Source organism: Ferruginibacter paludis (assembly GCF_030409685.1).
Lineage (GTDB): Bacteria > Bacteroidota > Bacteroidia > Chitinophagales > Chitinophagaceae > Ferruginibacter > Ferruginibacter paludis.
Genome location: NZ_JAUFQJ010000015.1, coordinates 95,941 through 115,823, shown reverse-complemented (window position 1 = coordinate 115,823; position 19,883 = coordinate 95,941). Strand labels below are relative to the sequence as shown.

Here is a 19,883-nt window from a genome sequence, read left to right as displayed (position 1 = left end):
GCGGTCCGATGGAAAGTATACGTATCCCAAAAAATTACTGTTTCACTTTAAACTTGTTTTTATGATACCAGGAGAATACATTTTGGCTGAAGGTGATATTGAATGCAATACCGGCAGAGCTACAACCCGGGTAACGGTTGTAAATAGTGGCGACAGGCCGGTACAGGTTGGGTCGCATTTTCATTTTTTTGAAGTGAATAAACAAATGGACTTCAACCGAGAAAAAGCGTTCGGTATGCGTTTAAATATTGCTGCCGGCACGGCAGTTCGTTTTGAACCCGGAGAAGAAAAAGAAGTGGAATTGGTAGCATTCGGCGGTGCTAAAAAACTGGTTGGTTTTAATAACCTGGCAAATGGTGAAACCGTATCTGCATCTGCAAAAGAACACGCTATGGAACTGGTGCAATCCCTTCACTTTAAAAACAATAAGGCATGAGTTTACATATCAGCAGAAGAAAGTATGCCAACATGTACGGTCCAACAACCGGTGATAAAATCCGGCTGGGCGATACGGCATTGGTTATTGAGATAGAAAAAGACTTTACCGTATATGGTGACGAAGCAAAATTTGGCGGCGGCAAAACCATCCGTGATGGAATGGCACAATCAGCAACTGCTACCCGAAAAGAAGGCGTCCTGGATTTTGTTATCACAAGCGTAATGATCATTGACCATTGGGGAATAGTAAAAGCAGACATTGGTATTAAAGATGGAAAAATAGTGGGTATCGGCAAAGCAGGCAATCCGGACACATTGGAAGGCATTACACCCAATATGATTATCGGCGCCAGCACCGAAGTACATGGCGGTGCCGGGTTAATTGCTACTGCCGGCGGTGTTGATACACATATCCATTTTATTTGCCCTCAGCAAATTGACCATGCCTTGTTTAGCGGCATCACTACAATGATTGGTGGTGGTACCGGACCCGCCGATGGTACCAATGCCACTACGGTTACACCCGGTGCGTGGAACATTCAAAAAATGCTGGAGTCCGCGGAAGCCTTTCCAATGAACCTGGGTTTTTTTGGCAAAGGAAACTGCGCTTCGCTGGCGCCACTGGAAGAACAGATTGAAGCAGGTGCGCTGGGATTAAAAATTCATGAGGACTGGGGCAGCACTGCCGCTGTAATTGATGCCTCGCTGCAAATTGCGGATAAACATGATGTGCAGGTAGCTATACACACTGATACATTGAATGAAGGCGGCTTTTTGGAAGATACCATGAACGCCATCAATGGCAGGGTAATTCATACTTTTCATACCGAGGGAGCAGGTGGCGGTCATGCCCCGGATATAATCAAAGCAGCGATGTACCCGAATGTATTGCCTTCATCAACCAACCCAACACGTCCTTATACCATCAATACAATTGATGAACATTTAGACATGCTGATGGTATGCCATCACCTGGATAAAAATGTGCCGGAAGATGTGGCGTTTGCAGATAGCCGTATACGACCGGAGACCATAGCAGCCGAAGATATTTTGCATGATATGGGCGTGTTTAGCATGATGAGCAGCGACAGCCAGGCAATGGGTCGGGTGGGTGAAGTAATTACCAGGACCTGGCAAACAGCACATAAAATGAAAGTACAGCGGGGACCGCTGGCGGAAGATAAAAAAAACAACAATGATAATTTCAGGGTTAAAAGATTTGTTGCCAAGTATACCATTAACCCGGCAATTACACATGGTATTTCAGATTATATTGGTTCCATGGAAGCAGGTAAGCTGGCGGACATCGTGTTGTGGAAACCTGCCTTATTTGGCGCAAAACCTGAGATGATTATAAAGGGTGGAATGATCATTGCAGCAAAAATGGGCGATCCTAATGCATCCATTCCAACACCGCAGCCGGTAATGTACCGGCACATGTTTGGAGCGTATGGAAAGGCATTGTACACAACCTGTGCAACCTTTGTATCCAAACTTTCTTTGGAAAAAAATGTTGTACAGGGTTATGGTTTACAAAAGATGGTGTTGCCTGTAAAAAATTGCCGTACCATTTCTAAAAAAGATTTGATACACAATGATGCAACACCGCTGATTGAAGTGAACCCTGAAAATTATGAGGTGAAAGTGGACGGAGAAAAAATAACCTGCGCTCCGCTGGCTGAACTGCCCTTGACGCAACGGTATTTTTTGTTTTAAAGCGGCATTGTAATTTAGTAGTTTATTTTTCAGCGCAACTGCGTATGAAAAAATTACGTTTATAAAATAAGCACATTAGCCAATCAGCTAGTTAGTAAATTAAAGTATTAAAATGCTGGTAAAAGAAAAAATAGGGAACCTGGAATTATTCGCCATCAACAACAGGAACATTGATTATGTATTGCTGGATTGGTACGAAACCAATAAGCGCATACTGCATAAAAAAACAGTGTTGGGGCGGGAACTGAGCATGAAATTTTTAAATGAAAATCCCCAACTTGGCGTGGGTGATATTGTTTATGAAGATGATTTTGGACTGATAGCCGTTGATATCAATGAATGCGACGCCATTGTTATCCGGCCAAGATCAATGCATGAAGTGGCGGCGGTATGTTATGAAATTGGCAACAAACATTTGCCTTTATTTTACCAGGACGATGAAATTTTGGTGGCGTTTGAAGCGCCACTGTTCCAGTTGCTGACCAGCAGCGGCTACGCAGTTGAAAAAGCAAAACGAAAATTAATATCGCCACTTAAAACTACTGTTGCTCCACATGGCAGCAGCAATAGTTTGTTTAACAGGATCATGAAATTAACTACCGATCCTGAATGAATACTGCGCTGTTAAGTCTACTACAATTGTCAGATCCCACTTTGCCCATTGGCGGCTACGCCCACTCTGCGGGCTTAGAAACGTATGTACAGCAGGGGATTGTAAAGAATGCGGCTACAGCAAAAACATTTATCACAGAAATGCTTGCCCGCAATTTGCAATACACAGATGCAGCATTTGTTTCCCTTGCTTTTGATGCTGCAAAACAAAATGATTTTGCAAAAATAACAGTGCTCGATAACGAATGCAATGCGGTAAAATTACCGGCTGAAATACGTCAGGCAAGCCAGAAGCTGGGCATCCGTTTAATAAAGCTATTTCAACCAGTTTGTGAAAAAAGTTTTACAGCGCAATACCAAAAGGCCATTCAATTACAACAAGCTGCCGGGCATTATTGTATTGCTTTCGGTATGTATGCATCTGCATTGGGTATTGACAAACAAGATGCACTCACCGGTTTTTATTACAATGCAGCGGCAGGGTTTGTAACCAACAGTGTTAAACTGATTCCCCTGGGGCAACAGGACGGGCAGGAACTGTTATTTTCGCTTCAGCCTATGATACAACAATTAGTAACGGATTCAATGGAACCTGATAAAGATTTAATAGGTTTGTGCTGTACTGGTTTTGATATTGCCTGCATGCAGCACGAGCAATTGTATTCAAGGTTATACATGTCTTAATGCCTGATCATTTATTGATGTGTTGATTGTGAGAAAGCGGTGAAAAAAGCTGAAACCGTAAAAGGGAGTGACACAACGATGCTCAATTGAAAGACAACTGCTGGCTTCAAAAAATTTAAAATGACGGAAAGAAATTACATAAAAATTGGCGTAGCGGGGCCAGTGGGTTCTGGCAAAACAGCACTGATAGAACGCCTGAGCAGGGCCATGAGCAAGGACTACAGCCTGGCTGTAATTACCAATGATATTTATACAAAAGAAGATGCGGAGTTTTTAACGCAGAACAGTTTGCTTCCTGCCGAAAGAATTATCGGTGTTGAAACGGGCGGTTGCCCCCACACAGCAATCAGGGAAGATGCAAGCATGAACCTGGAAGCTGTGGAAGAAATGGCGCAACGCTTTCCTGATGTACAAATTATTTTTATTGAAAGTGGTGGCGATAATTTATCCGCCACTTTTAGTCCGGACCTTGCGGACGTTACCATCTTTGTAATTGATGTGGCGGAAGGTGATAAAATCCCCCGCAAGGGCGGTCCCGGTATTACCAGGAGTGATTTATTGGTGATCAATAAAATTGATCTTGCTCCTTATGTGAATGCCGACCTGCTGGTAATGGAAAGTGATGCCCGCAAAATGCGCAATGGCAATCCTTTTATTTTTACCAACCTCATGAGCCTGCAAGGTTTGGAGAGTGTTATCGGCTGGATAAAAAAGTATGCATTGCTGGAACCTGTTACCGAACCTGCACTGTACAGATGAAGGCTGAACTGAAGATACAGACCAGTTATATAAACAACAGCACCCGGCTTACAAACTGCTATTGCACTACGCCATTTAAAGTGGCCAATATTACAGAAGAAAGAAATAGTAATACGATGAGTTTAATGCTGATGAGCTCCTCGCCGGGTATACTGGATGGAGACGAATACAAGATCAATATTGAACTGGAGCAAAACTGTTCGTTGCAATTGCACACACAATCTTACCAGCGTTTGTTTACAATGGCAGAACAGGCCAGCCAGCAAATGGAAGTCCGGCTTGCTGCAGGTGCATCGTTTTGTTTTATTCCACATCCTTGCGTACCGCATCAAAAATCAGGGTTTTCATCACGCAATAAAATATTTTTAGCAGATAATTGTAACCTGGTTTTTGGTGAAATATTAACCTGTGGCCGAAAACTAAATGGCGAAGTTTTTCTGTTTGCAAAATACCACACCGTTACTGAAATTTTTGTGAATGATCGCCTGGCAATAAAAGAAAATCTATTAATGCAGCCGGCATCGATTGATGTAACTACCATCGGCCAGTTGCAGGGTTTTACACACCAGGCCAGTTTGATATATTTAAATGAAGAGGCAGATATAAAAGAAATAATGGCACAGCTAACTGAAATATTAACTGCGCAAAAAGATACAAGTTTTGGAATTACGGCTGCACCTATAAACGGCCTCGTTGTTCGCATCCTTGGTCAAAAAGCAGAGCAATTATTTGATTGTTTAAAAATGATTGCAGGCCTTCTTCCGCTAAACGCTCACCATACAATTATTCCGTATGCAATCTGAAATGCAGGTACTTATATTTGCTGCTGTTTCTGTTGCCTGCCTGCACACCGTTTCGGGGCCTGACCACTACTTGCCTTTTATTGCGCTCTCCAAATCAAGGGGCTGGTCGTTTGCGAAAACCATTGGCTGGACTGTTGTTTGCGGATGCGGTCATGTATGGAGCTCTGTGCTGCTGGGTTTGGGCGGCGCCGCCATTGGCTGGAGTTTATCAAAACTAAGCTGGATGGAAAATATTCGTGGCGGCATTGCAGGCTGGGTGATGCTGGTGTTTGGATTTCTATATGGCATGTGGGGATTATACCGGGCATATAAAAACAAACCCCATAAACATTTTGACCTGCAGAACGACGGTGAAATTTATGTATATCAACACCACCACGATGAGGCCGTTGCGCCGCAAGACCGGCATAAAATCACGCCCTGGGTAATGTTTATCATTTTTATTTTAGGCCCCTGCGAACCGATGATTCCGCTACTCTATTTTCCTGCAGCAAAAAACAGTTGGGGTGGCATGATTTTGTTGATAGCAATTTATACAGCGGTGACATTGATTACCATGATAGCAATGGTGGTGCTGGGTTTTATGGGCATAGCTTTTGTAAAAACAGAAAGGCTGGAGCGTTATGTGCATGCATTGGGAGGTTTAACAATTTTTGTTTGCGGCGCAGGCATGTTATTTATGGGATGGTGAAAAACAGGCAAGAGTGTTTAAAACTATCGCCGGTATAAATAAAAAAATTGCCGGCTAAAGGATCACCTGTCCATTTTACTCTTTTCATTAACCGGCCTTATTATCCCGTGAAGAATTACATTAAGGTCAGCCTATCTTTGCATGACAAAATTTTGAATTAAAATTTTTTAATTGGCACTCTTCAAAGCACTCTATCAATATATATTTCAATTTCTGCGTACTAAAGTTACCAGGATGCAGTTTTTGATGGTGATCGCCACACTGACAGGTTTCGTATCAGGAATGGTTGCGGTGCTATTAAAAACGCTGGTACATTATATTCAGCACTGGATAGAGCATATACCTGCCACAAAATTTGCATACCTGTTGTTTCCCACATTCGGGTTATTGCTGACGGTGTTTATCGTAAAACGTTTTTTTGGCGGCCATATTGAAAAAGGCATTGCTATGGTTTTACAAGCCATTGCCCGGAAATCTTCTTTCATTCCTTTAAAACACAGTTACCTGCATATTATTACCAGTTCAATAACAGTCGGCCTGGGCGGCTCGGTTGGGTTGGAAGCTCCGATTGTTGCAACAGGATCCGCAGTGGGATCTAACATTGCCCGCATAACAGACTTCAATTACCAGGAACGTACGTTGCTGATTGCCTGCGGTGCAGCAGCAGGAATTTCTGCCGTTTTTAACGCCCCAATTGCAGGTGTTATTTTTGCCATTGAAGTGTTGTTGACAGAGACTGTTGTTAGTTATTTTATCCCATTAATTATTTCGTCGGTTGTTGGCGCTCTTTGTTCTAAAATAATTTTGCAGGAAGCTTCACTGTTTAATTTTGTTTTGAAACAAACTTTCAACTACGAAAATGTGCCTTTCTATATTTTACTTGGCCTGCTGGCAGGCTTTGTTTCCTTATATTATGCGAGAACCTTTAAAAGAGTAGAAAAAAAATTGCACAGCAGCACCCTCAATGCTTATGCAAAGGCTTTACTGGGCGGAGGCATACTTATGCTGATTTATTTTATTTTTCCACCACTTTTTGGAGAAGGCTACAAAAGTGTAAAAATTGTTGCCAATGGCGACTTCAGACAATTCAGTGATAATACTACCCTGTTTTCTTTGCTCAATGAAAACTGGGCGCTTGTTGCCTTTACGGCTTTTATCGTTTTATTAAAGCCAGTAGCTGCGGCCATCACAATTGGTGGTGGCGGTAATGGCGGCAACTTTGCACCTTCCTTGTTTACCGGTTCCTACCTGGGTTTCTTTTTTTCTAAGCTGATTAATAATATCCCTGTAATAAAAATACCGGAAGGTAATTTTAGTTTGGTTGGAATGGCCGGCGTTTTAAGTGGCGTAATGTATTGTCCATTGACAGCTATCTTTCTAATTGCAGAAATTACCAATGGCTATGAATTATTTATCCCGCTGATGATTGTTTCTTCCATTTCTTTTTTTATTGTAAAAAGTTATGAGCCTTACTCGATGGAAACAAAAAAGCTGGCGATGGAAGGACAGATTTTTACGCATAAAAAAGAAAGAAACATATTGACTTCAATTGTATTAGCAGACATGCTGCAGGAACAATATGAAAGTATTGAACCGGATAAAAAATTAAAGGATCTGATTGAGGTAATTAAAAGAAGTGAAAAAAATATTTTTGCAGTAGTTGATAATAAAGAACGGTTTATGGGGATTGTTGAATTAAACGATATTAAGCAGAAGCTATTTCAGCCTGATTGTTATAATTCAGTATCTATCAAATCTATGATGAAAAAACCCGCAGCGATATTATCTACAGACCAGGACATGCATACCGTAATGGAAAAGTTTGACGTTACACAAAGCTGGTACCTGCCAATTTTAGATGAAAATAAAAAGTTTGCTGGTTTTATTTCAAAAACAAAATTGTTTAATAAATACCGGGAAATACTTGCATCGCAGGGAGACCTCTATGAATAAGGATAAATAAAAACCGAGATATAAATAGGATTAAGGAAGGGGAATATGGATATAAACGGAGAATAAATACTTTTAAATAACGACTGCTATAAGTCCCATTGATCGTGAAGTGAAGCGCTTGCATAGGAAGTAGTGGCGGAACCTTCATCTAACAATTCGTCTTTAGTTTGTTCACCCTTATCAAATACATTACCAACAGTTTCTTTTAAATTTTCCCATCCGTCCCGAAATTCTGATCCTCTTTTAGCGATCAGCTTTCTGGTCTTGGAACCTTTATGTGGCGCATACAATATCCCCAATACCGCTCCTATTCCGACTCCGATTAATAAATTCCTTTTTGCGCTCATGATTGTTAATTAATTATTGTTAAAAGGATTTAAGAAGAGAAGCCAGGATAGAAATCCAGCCTCGTTTTTTGTCCAATATCCTATGAAAACCGAAACTATAAGATTAATAATTGTGCCAGAATGGTTTCAGTATAAAATTGCTTATAAGGTGGGAATCAATTTCCACAACCAGCGGATAAAATTATGGAGTGGGAAAAAGACTGTAGAAATATTTTCCGTCTTTGATGCTTAAACAATAACAAAAATGGGTGCCTTGCTGCACCCATTTGTTATAATTTAAGTTGGTTATATTTTAATAATGCCATCTCACGAAAGCTTCCATTGCCGCATATTGAGTTAATCCCAATTGCGCATATAATGTTGCAGTATTGGCATTGCGTTCTTCAGCCCGCTGCCAGAATTCCCGGTCATCTGTTCCCTGGAATGGTATGGTATCTTTTTGAGATTGATGAATAAAAATGCCATTGCGTTTCTTAACCACCTGGTCGGGGCTCATAGGTATGGCCATTTCAATTTCAGTAATATCCCATTCCTGCCAGGCTCCTTTATAAAGCCATAGCCAGCAGTCATCCAGCCATGGCTCGCCGGCCGCCCTGATTCGTTTCAAAGCTTCTATCACAACATCAAAACAAACTTTATGGGTACCATGCGGATCTGCGAAATCGCCTGCACAAAATATCTGGTGAGGTTTTATTTTTCTTAGCAATTCAATAGTTATCGTTACGTCTCCTTCTCCCATCGGACTTTTTTCAATAGTGCCTGTTTCGTAAAATGGCAGGTTTTGAAAGTGTATTTGCGCATCTGTAAGACCTACATATTTACAGGTAGCTTTCGCCTCGCACCTTCTGATCAATCCTTTGATTGCCCTTATTTCGGCTGTATCTATTTCCGTAGATTTTTTTGTTTTTAAAAAGGCAATCGCATTTTCCAGGATGGTTTTACTTTTTGTTTCATCAATATCAAACATGCTTTCGAAGCCCACTGCAAAATCGATGAACCTGGTTACAAATTCATCGGTAACCGCGATATTACCGCTGGTTTGATAAGCGACGTGCACCTCGTGGCCCTGGTCGTGCAAACGCATGAAAGTACCGCCCATGCTGATAATATCATCATCAGGGTGAGGAGAAAAAATAACTGATCTTTTTGGAAACGGCTCACTTCTTTCCGGGTGGTGAAAACGTTGTTCTGTTTGCTTGCCCCCCGGCCAGCCGGTTATACTATCCCGCAGCATATAAAACACTTTTAAATTGGTTTCATATGCATCGTTTCTTTCCACCAGCAGATCGCTCAATCCGTTATCATTATAGTCATTGTTGGTTAAGCTTAATACCGGCTTTTTCAACTCCAGCGCCAGGTTGACTACCGCACGCTTAATCATGGTGTCGGTCCAAACGCACTCGCCCGTAAGCCAGGGCTTTTTAAAACGGGCAAGTTCACTTGCACAGCTTTCGTCTACTACAAAAGTGCAGTCATCATGATTCTGTAATAAAGAAGCTGGTATTTCTTCTGTATCATCTTCTTCAACTGCTTTTTGTATAACAGGCGCTTTAGCGTGCCCCCAGGCCATTAAAATTATTTTTTTTGATTTTAAGATGGTGCTAATTCCCATTGTGATGGCCATACGGGGCACCTGGCTCATATTACCAAATTCGTAGCTGTTTGCAATGCGGGTACTGTTATCTAAAGTAATCAATCTTGTTTTTGAATAAATGCCGCTGCCGGGTTCATTAAAACCAATGTGCCCGTTTACACCAATTCCCAATATTTGCAGGTCCAATCCACCGGCATCTGCTATCTTTTTTTCGTATGCTGCACAGTGTTCTTTTACTTTATCTTTTGGCACCATGCCATCTGGCAAAAAATAATTATTGGGATCAATATCAGTTTGCTCAAACAAATTTTTGCGCATAAAGTAATGGTAGCTCTGTAATGCATCGGCTTCCATGGGATAATACTGGTCCAGGTTAAATGTGATTACATTTTTAAAACTCAGCCCTTCGTTTTTATGCATACGCACCAGTTCGGCATACAATGTTTTGGGTGAAGAGCCCGTGGCCAAACCAATGATACATTTTTTTCCTTCGGCCTCTTTTGTCCTGATCAAATCTGCAATTACCTGTGCCACATACACTGATCCTGACGCAGAGTTGGGGAATATTTTGACGGCAATTTTTTCGAGTGAATCTGTAAAGTCAATTTTATGTTTCATTTATACATTTTTTGCTTGTTGAATTGTAGTTTTTCTTACCTGTATTTAAAGGATTATTAATTGGCAAAGCCTGGCTGAGAACATAACGATGATTAAGAAACAGTTGGACAGTTGCGTCAAGAGATTGATTTTTAATTGCCGCTAAAGTAAATCAAAATTTTTTATGTAAAAAATCGCCTGAGCCTGTTAAATAGGGCATTGCGCATGACAATCGTTTGCACAAATATTTTACTGCCTGCATAAATTTTAATAAGTTGCAAAATGGAAAACAAACTGCCGACCATTACCGAAATTGCCAGGCGATTGAATATTTCTGCCTCTACCGTTTCAAGGGCCTTGCATAATCATAGCAGCATTGGCCTGCGTACAAAAATGCGGGTGCAGGAGCTGGCGAAGGAATTGAATTACGAGCCCAACCAAACGGCCATCTTTTTTCAGCAGCGAAAAACATTTACCATTGGTGTGGTATTGCCTGAGCTTTCGGAAGCATTTTTTTCGGCGGCTATCAGCGGTATTGAAGATTGTGCCTATAAAAATAAGTATACGGTGCTGATGGGACAATCGCATGATAGTGAAGAAAAAGAAAAACAAATTATTGAAACTATGAAAAGCCACCGCGTGGATGGCCTGCTGGTTTCCATCGCCAATAAAACCAATAACTACGATCACTTTGAATCCTTAAAAAGATATAATATACCCGTTGTTTTTTTCGACAGGATACCAGACATGCCCGATATTCATTATGTCGCCTGCAATTTAATCTCGGGCACTATACAGGCAATCAATTTTTTAATAAAGAAAGGCCACCGTGTAATCGGTATGTTAAACGGACCTGAAAAACTGGCTGCCAGCAAAGAAAGAGAAGAAGGCTACATACAGGCTATGAAAAAAAACAGGTTGAAATTTGACCCTACCCTGGTGGTAAACTGCGATTTAAGTACCGATAAGGTTTACGCTGCAACTGAACATTTATTAAAGCTGAAACGTAAGCCCACGGCCATTGTAGTCTTCAACGATTATGTTGCTTTGGATGCGGTGCAGTATGCCCGCAGGCAAAAGTTACGCATCAACAAAGACATTTGCTTTGTGAGCTATGCCAATTTGCCTATCAGCCATTATACGGCCTTTCCCCCCATGGCTTCGGTAGAACAGTTTCCCTACCTGCAGGGCCAAAAAGCAACCGAAACTTTGCTGGAACTGCTGAGCAATAAGGACAGCGGACAGGAAGGAACAAATACGTACTATAAAATAATTCTTGAATCTCAGCTGGTGATTAAAGAAAATAACATAGCAGACCAGGTGTTATAAAATATTGTTTTTACCCGCAAACCGGCGCAATCGTTTGCACATCGCTACTCGCAGGCTTTTGTTTAGGTTTGTTTTCTATCTTAATAATATGTGGCAAAAAGTGTTACCAGCATACGGTATCAATATAAAAGATTGTAGCGTACAATTATTCGGCAATGGCCTTATCAACAGCACCTGGAGAGTCGCCGCCGGCGGAAAAGTTTTTATACTTCAACGTATCAATCATCAGGTTTTTAAAAACCCCCACGCAATAGCAGGCAACATACAATTGCTGGCAACTTATTTAAATAAGCATGCGCCCGGTTATATATTTACAACACCTGTTAAAACTGTTAATAATGAAGAACTGGTGCATGATGCGGAACTGGGTTATTTCCGAATGTTTCCGTTTGTTGCCGGATCGCATACCGTCGATGTAGTAAACAGTACGGCAGAGGCTTATGAAGCAGCCAAACAATTTGGAAAGTTTACAAAATTGCTCGCTGGTTTTGATTGTACCCAACTGCAGGAAACATTACCCGATTTTCACAATTTATCTTTCAGGTATCACCAGTTTGAAAACGCGCTGGCTGGTACTACACCGGAATTGATCGAACAGTCAAAGGAATCAATTGACTTTATTAAAGCCAATTATCACCTTACTGAAATATTTGAATCCATCAAAAAGAGCCCTGCTTTCAAAAAAAGGGTAACACATCACGATACCAAAATCAGCAATATTTTGCTGGATGAAAACAACAATGGTTTATGTGTAATTGACCTGGATACTATCATGCCCGGCTATTTCATCAGCGACGTGGGGGATATGATCAGAACCTATGTGAGCCCGGTGAGCGAAGAAGAAAAAGACTTTTCAAAAATTGAAATAAGAGAAGATTATTTTGCTGCCATTGTAGAGGGTTACCTGGGTGAGATGCAATACGAGTTAAGTAAAGAAGAAGTTGACCATTTTGTTTACGCCGGTAAGTTTATGATCTATATGCAGGCCATCCGTTTTCTTGCAGATCATTTAATGAATAATATTTATTACGGCGCCAGTTACCCGAATCACAACCTGTACAGGACAAACAATCAAATAACCCTGCTGAAAAAATTAATGGAAAAAGAAGTGAAACTGCAACAGCAGGTACATTCTTTTATACAAAAAAATGTTGAAGATAAAAGTACGGCTGCATAGGCGGCTAGCCTTCTTTTGAAGCATTCCTGCCCAGCGTAACTACATGCTTGTAGACGTTTTCATTAATGGCTTTTTCACTTTTTGCTATCACAACGGTGGCAACTGTATTGCCAATAAAATTGATCAGCGCCCTTCCCTCACTCATAAAACGATCTACCCCGATTAGTAAACCCAGCCCTTCCAGCGGTATTACTTTTAATGCAGTTAATGTAGATGCCAATACAATAAAACCGCTGCCTGTAACGCCTGCAGCACCTTTACTGGTTAACAGTAATATGCCGATAATAGTTAACTGTTGCCCAAGCGACAAATCCACATGAAATACCTGGGCCAGAAATATTACACTCATACTTAAATAAATGGTAGTTCCATCCAGGTTAAAACTATAACCGGTCGGGATAATTAACCCTACTACTTCCTTATCACATCCTGCATCTTCCAGCTTTTTTATAACTGACGGCAAGGCTACTTCGCTGCTGCTGCTACCCAATACTATCAGAATTTCTTCTTTGATGTAAACCAGCAATTTCCACAAACTAAATTTATAATAACGGGCTATTAAATTCAGCACCACAAAAATAAACAGCAAGCCCGTAATATAAAAAGTAAGCATTAGTTTGCCCAGCAAAGCAAGGCTTGTAAAGCCAAATTTGCCGATTGTAAAAGCCATACCGCCAAAGGCCCCGATGGGACTAAGCCGCATCACGATCTTTAAGATATTAAACAACACTTTATTGATGGTTTCAAAACTATTCAACAATTGGATTCCCCTGTTACCAATCCATTTCAGTCCTATAGCAAACAGCACACTAAAAAAAAGGACCTGTAAAATATCGCCTTTGGCAAATGATTCCACAATATTGGTTGGAACAATATGCGAAAAAAATTCTCCCCAGTTCATTGCCTTTGCCTGCGTTGCATATTGCGCCACTTTATCTGCCTGCATATTGCTGTACACTATACCTGCACCGGGTTTTACAAGGTTGGCAACTATTAACCCAATTATAAGTGCCAGGGTTGTTACTATCTCAAAATACAAAATAGCTTTGCCGCCTATGCGGCCTGCTTTTTTTAATTCGCCGGCACCCGCAATACCGCTTACGATCGTAAAAAATATCACCGGGGCAATCACCATGCGGATCATGTTAATGAATGTTTCACTGATCAGCTGTGCTGTAGTTGCAAAACCAGGGAACAAAAACCCAACCAATACCCCCGCCAAAATGCCAATGATTACCTGTACATATAAAACCTTTAAATACTTCACAATTAGTTTTTAAGATGGGTAAATTAGCATTTTTTATTGACTACACATTGCAAAAACGGATAGTGTCAGGTTCCTAAAAGGATGACGGTTTAAAAACACGTTTGTACAGGCACGCTGTAAAAGTGATGGCTTGCCAGGATTTCGGTTTAGTTGCCGGAATAACTGTTGCTTAAATTAAATAGTATTCTTGTTTATCGTATTTTTAATCATGCAACACGAGTTTCTTTTATATGGTGCAAATGGATATACGGGTGAGTTAATTGCAAGGCATGCCATGCAATACAAGTTGCTGCCCATACTAGCAGGCAGACGGAAGGAACAGATTGCTCCATTGGCTGCTAAATTAGGATTGCCTTATAGAATCTTTGACATGAATGACGGAGGTGCTTTGCTGGCCGCCCTTAAAGAAGTGAAAGCCGTAATACATGCTGCCGGACCTTTTGAGTATACAGCAAAACCAATGGTACTGGCTTGCCTGCTTACGGGCACACATTACCTGGATATCAATGGCAGCATTGAGGTTTTTGAGATGATAAAGCAATATGATGCCTCAGCCAAAAAAGCAGGTGTGATGCTGTTGCCAGGTGCCGGTTTTGATGTGGTGCCTACCGACTGTATTGCGCTGCAGTTAAAAAATTTATTACCTAATGCCGTGCGGCTTCAGCTGGCTTTTGCCACTACAGGCGGTTCATTATCCCACGGAACAGCCACTACAATGACGGAAAAATTAGGCGAGGGCGGAGCTGAAAGAAAAGAAGGAAAAATAGTAAAAGTTCCGCTGGGTAAAAAAGGCATGTGGGTTGACTTTGGCCCTAAGCAATTGTTTGTAATGAGCATTCCATGGGGCGACGTATCCACTGCATGGTTTACCACAGGCATTCCCAATATTGAAACTTATACCGGGGTTGCTAAAAAAACTTTTACTTTATTAAAATTGCAATGGCTGTTTAACTGGGTACTGCGCAGAAGCAGCATCCGTAAAATCATTAAAAATAAAATTAACCGGCAGCCGGCTGGTCCGTCTGACGAGCAGCGAACAAATGCCCGCAGCCTGGTTTGGGGGCAGGTGATAAATGAAGATGGAAAAACGGCCATGGTGCGTTTGAGTGCTCCGGAAGGATATACCTTAACTACGCACAGCGCTTTAATAATTGTACAAAAAATATTAAATGGTAATTTTTCTCCCGGCTATCAAACCCCCGCCAGCGCCTATGGCGAAAACCTGGTAATGGAAATCCCGGGTGTAACCAGAGAGGTTATTGAATAAAAGAGCAATGGCGCCGTTTTTTACAAAGGAATATTGCCATGTTTTTTTCTCGGCCTCTTCGCCACTTTATTTTCCAGCATGGCATATGCCTTGATTAATTTTTTACGGGTATCCTTTGGTTCAATCACCTCATCAATAAAACCTCGTTCAGCGGCAAGGTAGGGCGTTGCAAATTTTTCTGCATATTCAGCCTCCTTTTCCAATAACTTTTTTGCCGGATCTGCAGCTTCTGCAATTTCCTTTTTAAATATAATTTCGCTGGCGCCTTTTGCCCCCATTACGGCTATCTCCGCAGTAGGCCAGGCAAAATTCATATCAGCACCAATGTGTTTTGAATTCATCACGTCATAGGCTCCACCATAAGCCTTACGTGTAATTAAGGTTACTCTTGGTACGGTGGCTTCACTGAAAGCGAATAATAGTTTAGCGCCATTGGTAATTATGCCGTTCCACTCCTGGTCGGTTCCCGGCAAAAAGCCCGGCACATCTACCAATACCAGCAAAGGAATATTAAAACAATCGCAAAACCGGGTAAAGCGGGCGCCTTTTTTTGAGCTGTCAATATCCAGCACACCTGCAAGGCACATCGGCTGATTGGCAACAATGCCAATACTTCTGCCAGCCAGCCTTGCAAAACCAACAACAATATTCTGGGCATAGTTGGTATGAATTTCAAAAAAACTTTGGGCATCACAAATGCCATCAATCACTTGGCGGATATCATAAGGCTGATGGGTACTTTCAGGAATAATTTCTTCCAGGCACTCGCGGGTTTCATCCTGCGGTGTATAGGCGTACTTTGGCACAACATCTTCGCAGTTTTGCGGCATGTAGCTCAGTAATTTTTTCATCTGCGCAATACATTCCATGTCGTTGGCAGCGGTTAAATGTGTTACGCCCGATTTGGTTGAATGCGTAGAAGCTCCACCCAGCTCTTCTGAACTTACCGCTTCATTAGTAACGGTTTTTACAACATTGGGGCCGGTAACAAACATGTAACTGCTGTTTTCCACCATCAGTGTAAAATCTGTAATGGCAGGCGAATATACAGCACCACCGGCGCAGGGGCCCATTATGGCCGATAACTGCGGGATAACGCCGGAAGCCATCACATTCCTGTAAAAAATATCGGCATAGCCTCCGAGTGAACGTACCCCTTCCTGAATCCTTGCGCCGCCTGAATCGTTCAATCCAACCATGGGCGCTCCCGTCTTCATGGCAAGATCCATAATGCGGCAAATTTTTTCCGCATGTGTTTCAGATAAAGCGCCGCCAAAAACGGTAAAGTCCTGCGCAAAAACATACAGCAACCGGCCATTGACAGTTCCATAGCCGGTGATTACGCCGTCGCCGTAATACTGCTGATCTTCCATACCGAAATCTTTTGTGCGGTGCAAGACCAGCGCACCAATCTCCTCAAATGATCCCGAGTCCATCAATAAATTAATCCGTTCTCTCGCCGTCAATTTTCCTTTTTTATGCTGAATCGCATTCCTTTCAGCACCGCCGCCCGCTTTGCCTTCCCCTATCTTTTTTTGTAACAGTTCCGTTTTTGGTTTCATCAAAAAAAATTTAAAAAATAATTGTACCGGTGTTTGGTTCAGGCCAGCCTTCTTTTCCAGCTGGTAGATTTATTTTCCACCGCTCTTGTAATTTTTTGTTCTTCTATCCAATAATGCAATGCGACAATCGCTGCGGCACGCGCCTTTGCCTGCTGCTGCGCTTTTATCTTTTCAGGGCTGTAAAAAGTTTTTACAAAATGAGTATCGAATTTTCCTGAAACAAAAGCGTCGTGCTGCATAACAAAACTGCCGAAAGGTAATGTGGTGGACACACCTTCAATTTTATATGCAGCTATAGCCTCCTTCATTTTTTGAATGGCTTCTATCCTGTTTTTTCCGTGCGTTACCAGTTTTGCAATCATGGGATCATAATAAATAGGGATGCTCATTCCTTCTTTATATCCATCATCTACTCTTATCCCGTCGCCTGATGGTGGCGAATAGGTAGTGAGCGTTCCAATCGATGGCAAAAAATTATTGAAAGGATCTTCCGCATAAACCCGTAGTTCCAGCGCATGTCCGTTAATAGTGATGTCTTCTTGTGAAAATCCTAATAATTCTCCCCGGGCAATTTTTATCTGTTCTTCCACAAGGTCAATCCCGGTGATCATTTCGGTTACGGGATGTTCCACCTGCAACCGGGTATTCATTTCAAGAAAATAAAAATTGAGTTGCTCATCCATCAAAAACTCAACTGTGCCGGTGCTGAAATAATTACAGGATTTTGCCACCATCACAGCTGCCGCTCCCATGGCTTTGCGCAATGCTGGTGTTAGAATGGAGGAGGGTGATTCTTCCACTACTTTCTGATGCCTTCGCTGAATGCTGCACTCCCGCTCAAATAAGTGAACGGTATTGCCCGCTTTATCCGCCAGCACCTGTATTTCTATATGCCGTGGACAGGCAACATATTTTTCAATAAAAACAGCCCCGTCTCCAAAAGAGGAGGTTGCTTCGCTGGAAGCCCGCTGCATTTGTTCTTCAAAATCTGCTTCTTTTTCTACCACCCGCATTCCTTTACCACCACCGCCCGCAGAGGCTTTTATTAAAACCGGGTAGCCAATTGCTGCGGCTGTTTTTTTTGCCATTGCTACATCTTCAATAGCCGTATCAACACCTGGCACCATGGGCACGTTGTATTTTTTAACACAAGCCTTAGCTGCAAGTTTACTTCCCATTATACGCATGGCTTCTGGCGAAGGTCCAATAAACACGATGCCTGCTTCTTCCACCATTTGTGCAAAGGCAGCATTCTCGCTTAAAAAACCATATCCCGGGTGAATACCATCCACATTCAATTGTTTGGCAAAAGCAATGATGGCCTTGCCATTTAAGTAGGATTGGGTGGATGGCGCTGGTCCCAGGCATACTGCTTCATCGGCGTATAGTACATGAGGTGCATTTCTGTCTGGTTCTGAAAAAACGGCTACCGACCGGATGCCCATTTTACGGATGGTGCGAAGGATACGCAACGCAATTTCTCCGCGGTTGGCTACTAATATTTTTTGCATTGCATTTGTTATTTTAAAGGTCTGCACAAAAATTTATTCCAGCTCTATTAAAACCTGGCCTTTTTCTACCGTTTGCCCGGCTGTTACGGCTATTTTTTTTATGATGGCGGCGGTGCTGATTACAATACAATTCTCCATTTTCATAGCTTCCAGAATCAGCATTTTATCCCCTTCATTTACAGATTGGCCATTGGTTACAGCAATCTCCAGCACCTTGCCCGGCATAGGCGCTTTTATTTCCTTTATTTGCTTATTCGTTGCTAAACCAAAGCCCATTTTTTCAAGTACTTCGTCCATCTCATCTTTAACAGACACCTCAAAACTTTCTCCGTCAACTTCTACGGTAAAATTTTTAGAAGCCATGTCAGTGTGCAGCATTTTTACATTCAGCGATTGCGTTTCGTGCAACAGGTTATATTCACCCGGAGCGGTTTGTATTATATCGGCAGCTGCCGCTTCGGCTTCAGTGAAGGAAAATTCAAACCCGTTCGCCTTAACTTTAAATAGTTTTTTTTTATCGGGCATAGTGCAAGTTTTTCGCCTTGGGCGTTTTGGGTAAAATCTATTTTTGAGTTGCCTGGCAATTGTTATAATGAAAATTACGAAATAATAAATAACCAGCATCAATTGACTAAGTGTGACCTAAAACATCCGCTTTCAAAATATCGCTGCAAGTACTTTAAGAAAGAGATGCGTTTACGAAATGTTACTTATCAAAAATGTACTTTTACTTTTTATAGATTCTGCTATGTTTAACCTGCCCCAAATAGAACAAATCATTAAACAATCTCACTGGTGGAAAACGGCAGCTGTAACTGTGGACAACCATTACAGCAATAACAGTGGTATTATGCTGACAGATCATTTGCAGCAGGTGTATGACAATGTGGAAACCATCTTCAAACAACCTGAAACAGGTTTTTACGGAGACTTATTCAATCTTTTAAAGCAGTTAAATGTAGACAAGGAAGAATTAAAAAATGAGCTGAAAGTAGTTGCTTTATTGCATGATATTGGTAAACCTGTGGAAGATAAAAAAATGGTGATGCCACATCCGCTCACGGGCAAACCGGCCCACAAACGTCATGGTCTTGCCGGCCTGATGGCAGCCATGGAAATACTGGCACCCAGCCTTGATGAAATACCGGAAAAAAGAGACCGCATTTACCGTACCATTGAACTGCATGATATGTCGTACGGCTTATTCCGGGAATACCAGGCAACCCTGATTATTCCGCCACACGACCGATGGACTTATATCAATCATAAAATACACATACTGCCTGCTGCGGGCATTATTTACCTGTTGATTTTTAAACTGGCAGATGTTCACGGCCATGAAAACATATCAGATGTGATTTGGTTTTATCATGCCGTAAAATCAAATTACTTTAACCAGCTGCTGATTGATTTACCCATGCCAACCGAAGCAGATATCCGATAGTTTATTAAGCGTAACTTGAAGTTACTTTCAGCGAAAATAAATAGCCTGCTACAACCCGGTTGCCTGGCTGCGCCGGATTGCAGGACGTTTGTTTGATGGTTATTTTGATAAAACATTTTACTGTTGCGTGTC

General features: G+C 41.7%; 18 protein-coding genes. 12 read left to right on the top strand and 6 right to left on the bottom strand.

Features of this window, described 5'->3' with window-relative positions; genetic code table 11:
* The first annotated feature begins 61 nt into the window (after positions 1-61).
* The 8 genes from ureB to QWZ08_RS21290 all read left to right on the top strand — a co-directional run bounded on the left by ureB (position 62) and on the right by QWZ08_RS21290 (position 7,656).
* The gene (gene ureB, locus QWZ08_RS21325; RefSeq protein ID WP_290339583.1) at positions 62-436 is read left to right on the top strand and encodes an urease subunit beta; all 375 of its coding nucleotides are present in this window, start codon (positions 62-64) and stop codon (positions 434-436) included.
* The gene (ureC, locus tag QWZ08_RS21320) at positions 433-2,154 is read left to right on the top strand and encodes an urease subunit alpha (protein WP_290339582.1); all 1,722 of its coding nucleotides are present in this window, start codon (positions 433-435) and stop codon (positions 2,152-2,154) included. Before ureB ends, ureC begins: the two co-directional genes overlap by 4 nt.
* Before the next feature lie 112 nt (positions 2,155-2,266).
* Positions 2,267-2,767: an urease accessory protein UreE gene (locus QWZ08_RS21315; RefSeq protein WP_290339581.1), complete on the top strand. Its 501-nt coding sequence runs from the start codon at positions 2,267-2,269 to the stop codon at positions 2,765-2,767.
* Positions 2,764-3,450 (top strand): urease accessory protein UreF, encoded by a 687-nt coding sequence (locus QWZ08_RS21310; protein ID WP_290339580.1) that lies wholly within the window; start codon positions 2,764-2,766, stop codon positions 3,448-3,450. Before QWZ08_RS21315 ends, QWZ08_RS21310 begins: the two co-directional genes overlap by 4 nt.
* A 120-nt stretch (positions 3,451-3,570) precedes the next feature.
* Positions 3,571-4,209, top strand: coding sequence for an urease accessory protein UreG (gene ureG / locus QWZ08_RS21305; RefSeq protein ID WP_290339579.1), 639 nt, complete (start codon positions 3,571-3,573; stop codon positions 4,207-4,209).
* Positions 4,206-5,012 carry an urease accessory protein UreD gene (locus QWZ08_RS21300; protein WP_290339578.1) on the top strand — a complete coding sequence of 269 codons (807 nt, stop codon included), beginning with the start codon at positions 4,206-4,208 and terminating at the stop codon, positions 5,010-5,012. Before ureG ends, QWZ08_RS21300 begins: the two co-directional genes overlap by 4 nt.
* The gene (locus QWZ08_RS21295) at positions 5,002-5,703 is read left to right on the top strand and encodes a hypothetical protein (RefSeq protein ID WP_290339577.1); all 702 of its coding nucleotides are present in this window, start codon (positions 5,002-5,004) and stop codon (positions 5,701-5,703) included. The genes QWZ08_RS21300 and QWZ08_RS21295 overlap by 11 nt, the downstream gene beginning before the upstream one ends.
* 171 nt (positions 5,704-5,874) lie before the next feature.
* On the top strand, positions 5,875-7,656 hold the full coding sequence (locus QWZ08_RS21290) for a chloride channel protein (RefSeq protein ID WP_290339576.1): 1,782 nt from the start codon (positions 5,875-5,877) through the stop codon (positions 7,654-7,656).
* 86 nt (positions 7,657-7,742) lie between these two features.
* Here QWZ08_RS21290 and QWZ08_RS21285 read toward each other — a convergent pair whose 3' ends face one another.
* On the bottom strand, positions 7,743-8,003 hold the full coding sequence (locus QWZ08_RS21285) for a YtxH domain-containing protein (RefSeq protein ID WP_290339575.1): 261 nt from the start codon (positions 8,001-8,003) through the stop codon (positions 7,743-7,745).
* 292 nt (positions 8,004-8,295) lie between these two features.
* A complete protein-coding gene (nagB, locus tag QWZ08_RS21280) occupies positions 8,296-10,215 on the bottom strand; it encodes a glucosamine-6-phosphate deaminase (RefSeq protein ID WP_290339574.1) in 1,920 nt (639 codons plus the stop codon).
* Between the two features lie 261 nt (positions 10,216-10,476).
* On the opposite strand from nagB, the gene QWZ08_RS21275 reads away from it, so the two are divergent.
* Both QWZ08_RS21275 and QWZ08_RS21270 read left to right on the top strand, forming a co-directional pair.
* Complete coding sequence (locus tag QWZ08_RS21275) at positions 10,477-11,523, top strand: LacI family DNA-binding transcriptional regulator (RefSeq protein WP_290339573.1); 1,047 nt, start codon at positions 10,477-10,479, stop codon at positions 11,521-11,523.
* 88 nt (positions 11,524-11,611) lie between these two features.
* A complete protein-coding gene (locus QWZ08_RS21270; protein ID WP_290339572.1) occupies positions 11,612-12,700 on the top strand; it encodes a phosphotransferase enzyme family protein in 1,089 nt (362 codons plus the stop codon).
* Positions 12,701-12,704: 4 nt separating this feature from the next.
* Here QWZ08_RS21270 and dctA read toward each other — a convergent pair whose 3' ends face one another.
* Positions 12,705-13,967 carry a C4-dicarboxylate transporter DctA gene (dctA, locus tag QWZ08_RS21265; protein ID WP_290339571.1) on the bottom strand — a complete coding sequence of 421 codons (1,263 nt, stop codon included), beginning with the start codon at positions 13,965-13,967 and terminating at the stop codon, positions 12,705-12,707.
* Between the two features lie 208 nt (positions 13,968-14,175).
* Between dctA and QWZ08_RS21260 the strand changes: the two genes are divergently transcribed.
* On the top strand, positions 14,176-15,234 hold the full coding sequence (locus QWZ08_RS21260; RefSeq protein WP_290339570.1) for a saccharopine dehydrogenase family protein: 1,059 nt from the start codon (positions 14,176-14,178) through the stop codon (positions 15,232-15,234).
* A 20-nt stretch (positions 15,235-15,254) separates the two neighbouring features.
* Here QWZ08_RS21260 and QWZ08_RS21255 read toward each other — a convergent pair whose 3' ends face one another.
* From QWZ08_RS21255 to QWZ08_RS21245, 3 genes are read right to left on the bottom strand one after another with little or no spacing between them, the layout of a single operon-like run.
* A complete protein-coding gene (locus tag QWZ08_RS21255) occupies positions 15,255-16,796 on the bottom strand; it encodes an acyl-CoA carboxylase subunit beta (protein ID WP_290339569.1) in 1,542 nt (513 codons plus the stop codon).
* Positions 16,797-16,834: 38 nt separating this feature from the next.
* Positions 16,835-18,307 (bottom strand): acetyl-CoA carboxylase biotin carboxylase subunit, encoded by a 1,473-nt coding sequence (gene accC / locus QWZ08_RS21250; RefSeq protein WP_290339568.1) that lies wholly within the window; start codon positions 18,305-18,307, stop codon positions 16,835-16,837.
* Between the two features lie 33 nt (positions 18,308-18,340).
* A complete protein-coding gene (locus QWZ08_RS21245; RefSeq protein ID WP_290339567.1) occupies positions 18,341-18,832 on the bottom strand; it encodes a biotin/lipoyl-containing protein in 492 nt (163 codons plus the stop codon).
* A 178-nt stretch (positions 18,833-19,010) separates the two neighbouring features.
* On the opposite strand from QWZ08_RS21245, the gene QWZ08_RS21240 reads away from it, so the two are divergent.
* Positions 19,011-19,751, top strand: coding sequence for an HD domain-containing protein (locus tag QWZ08_RS21240; RefSeq protein ID WP_290339566.1), 741 nt, complete (start codon positions 19,011-19,013; stop codon positions 19,749-19,751).
* Positions 19,752-19,883 lie beyond the last annotated feature (132 nt).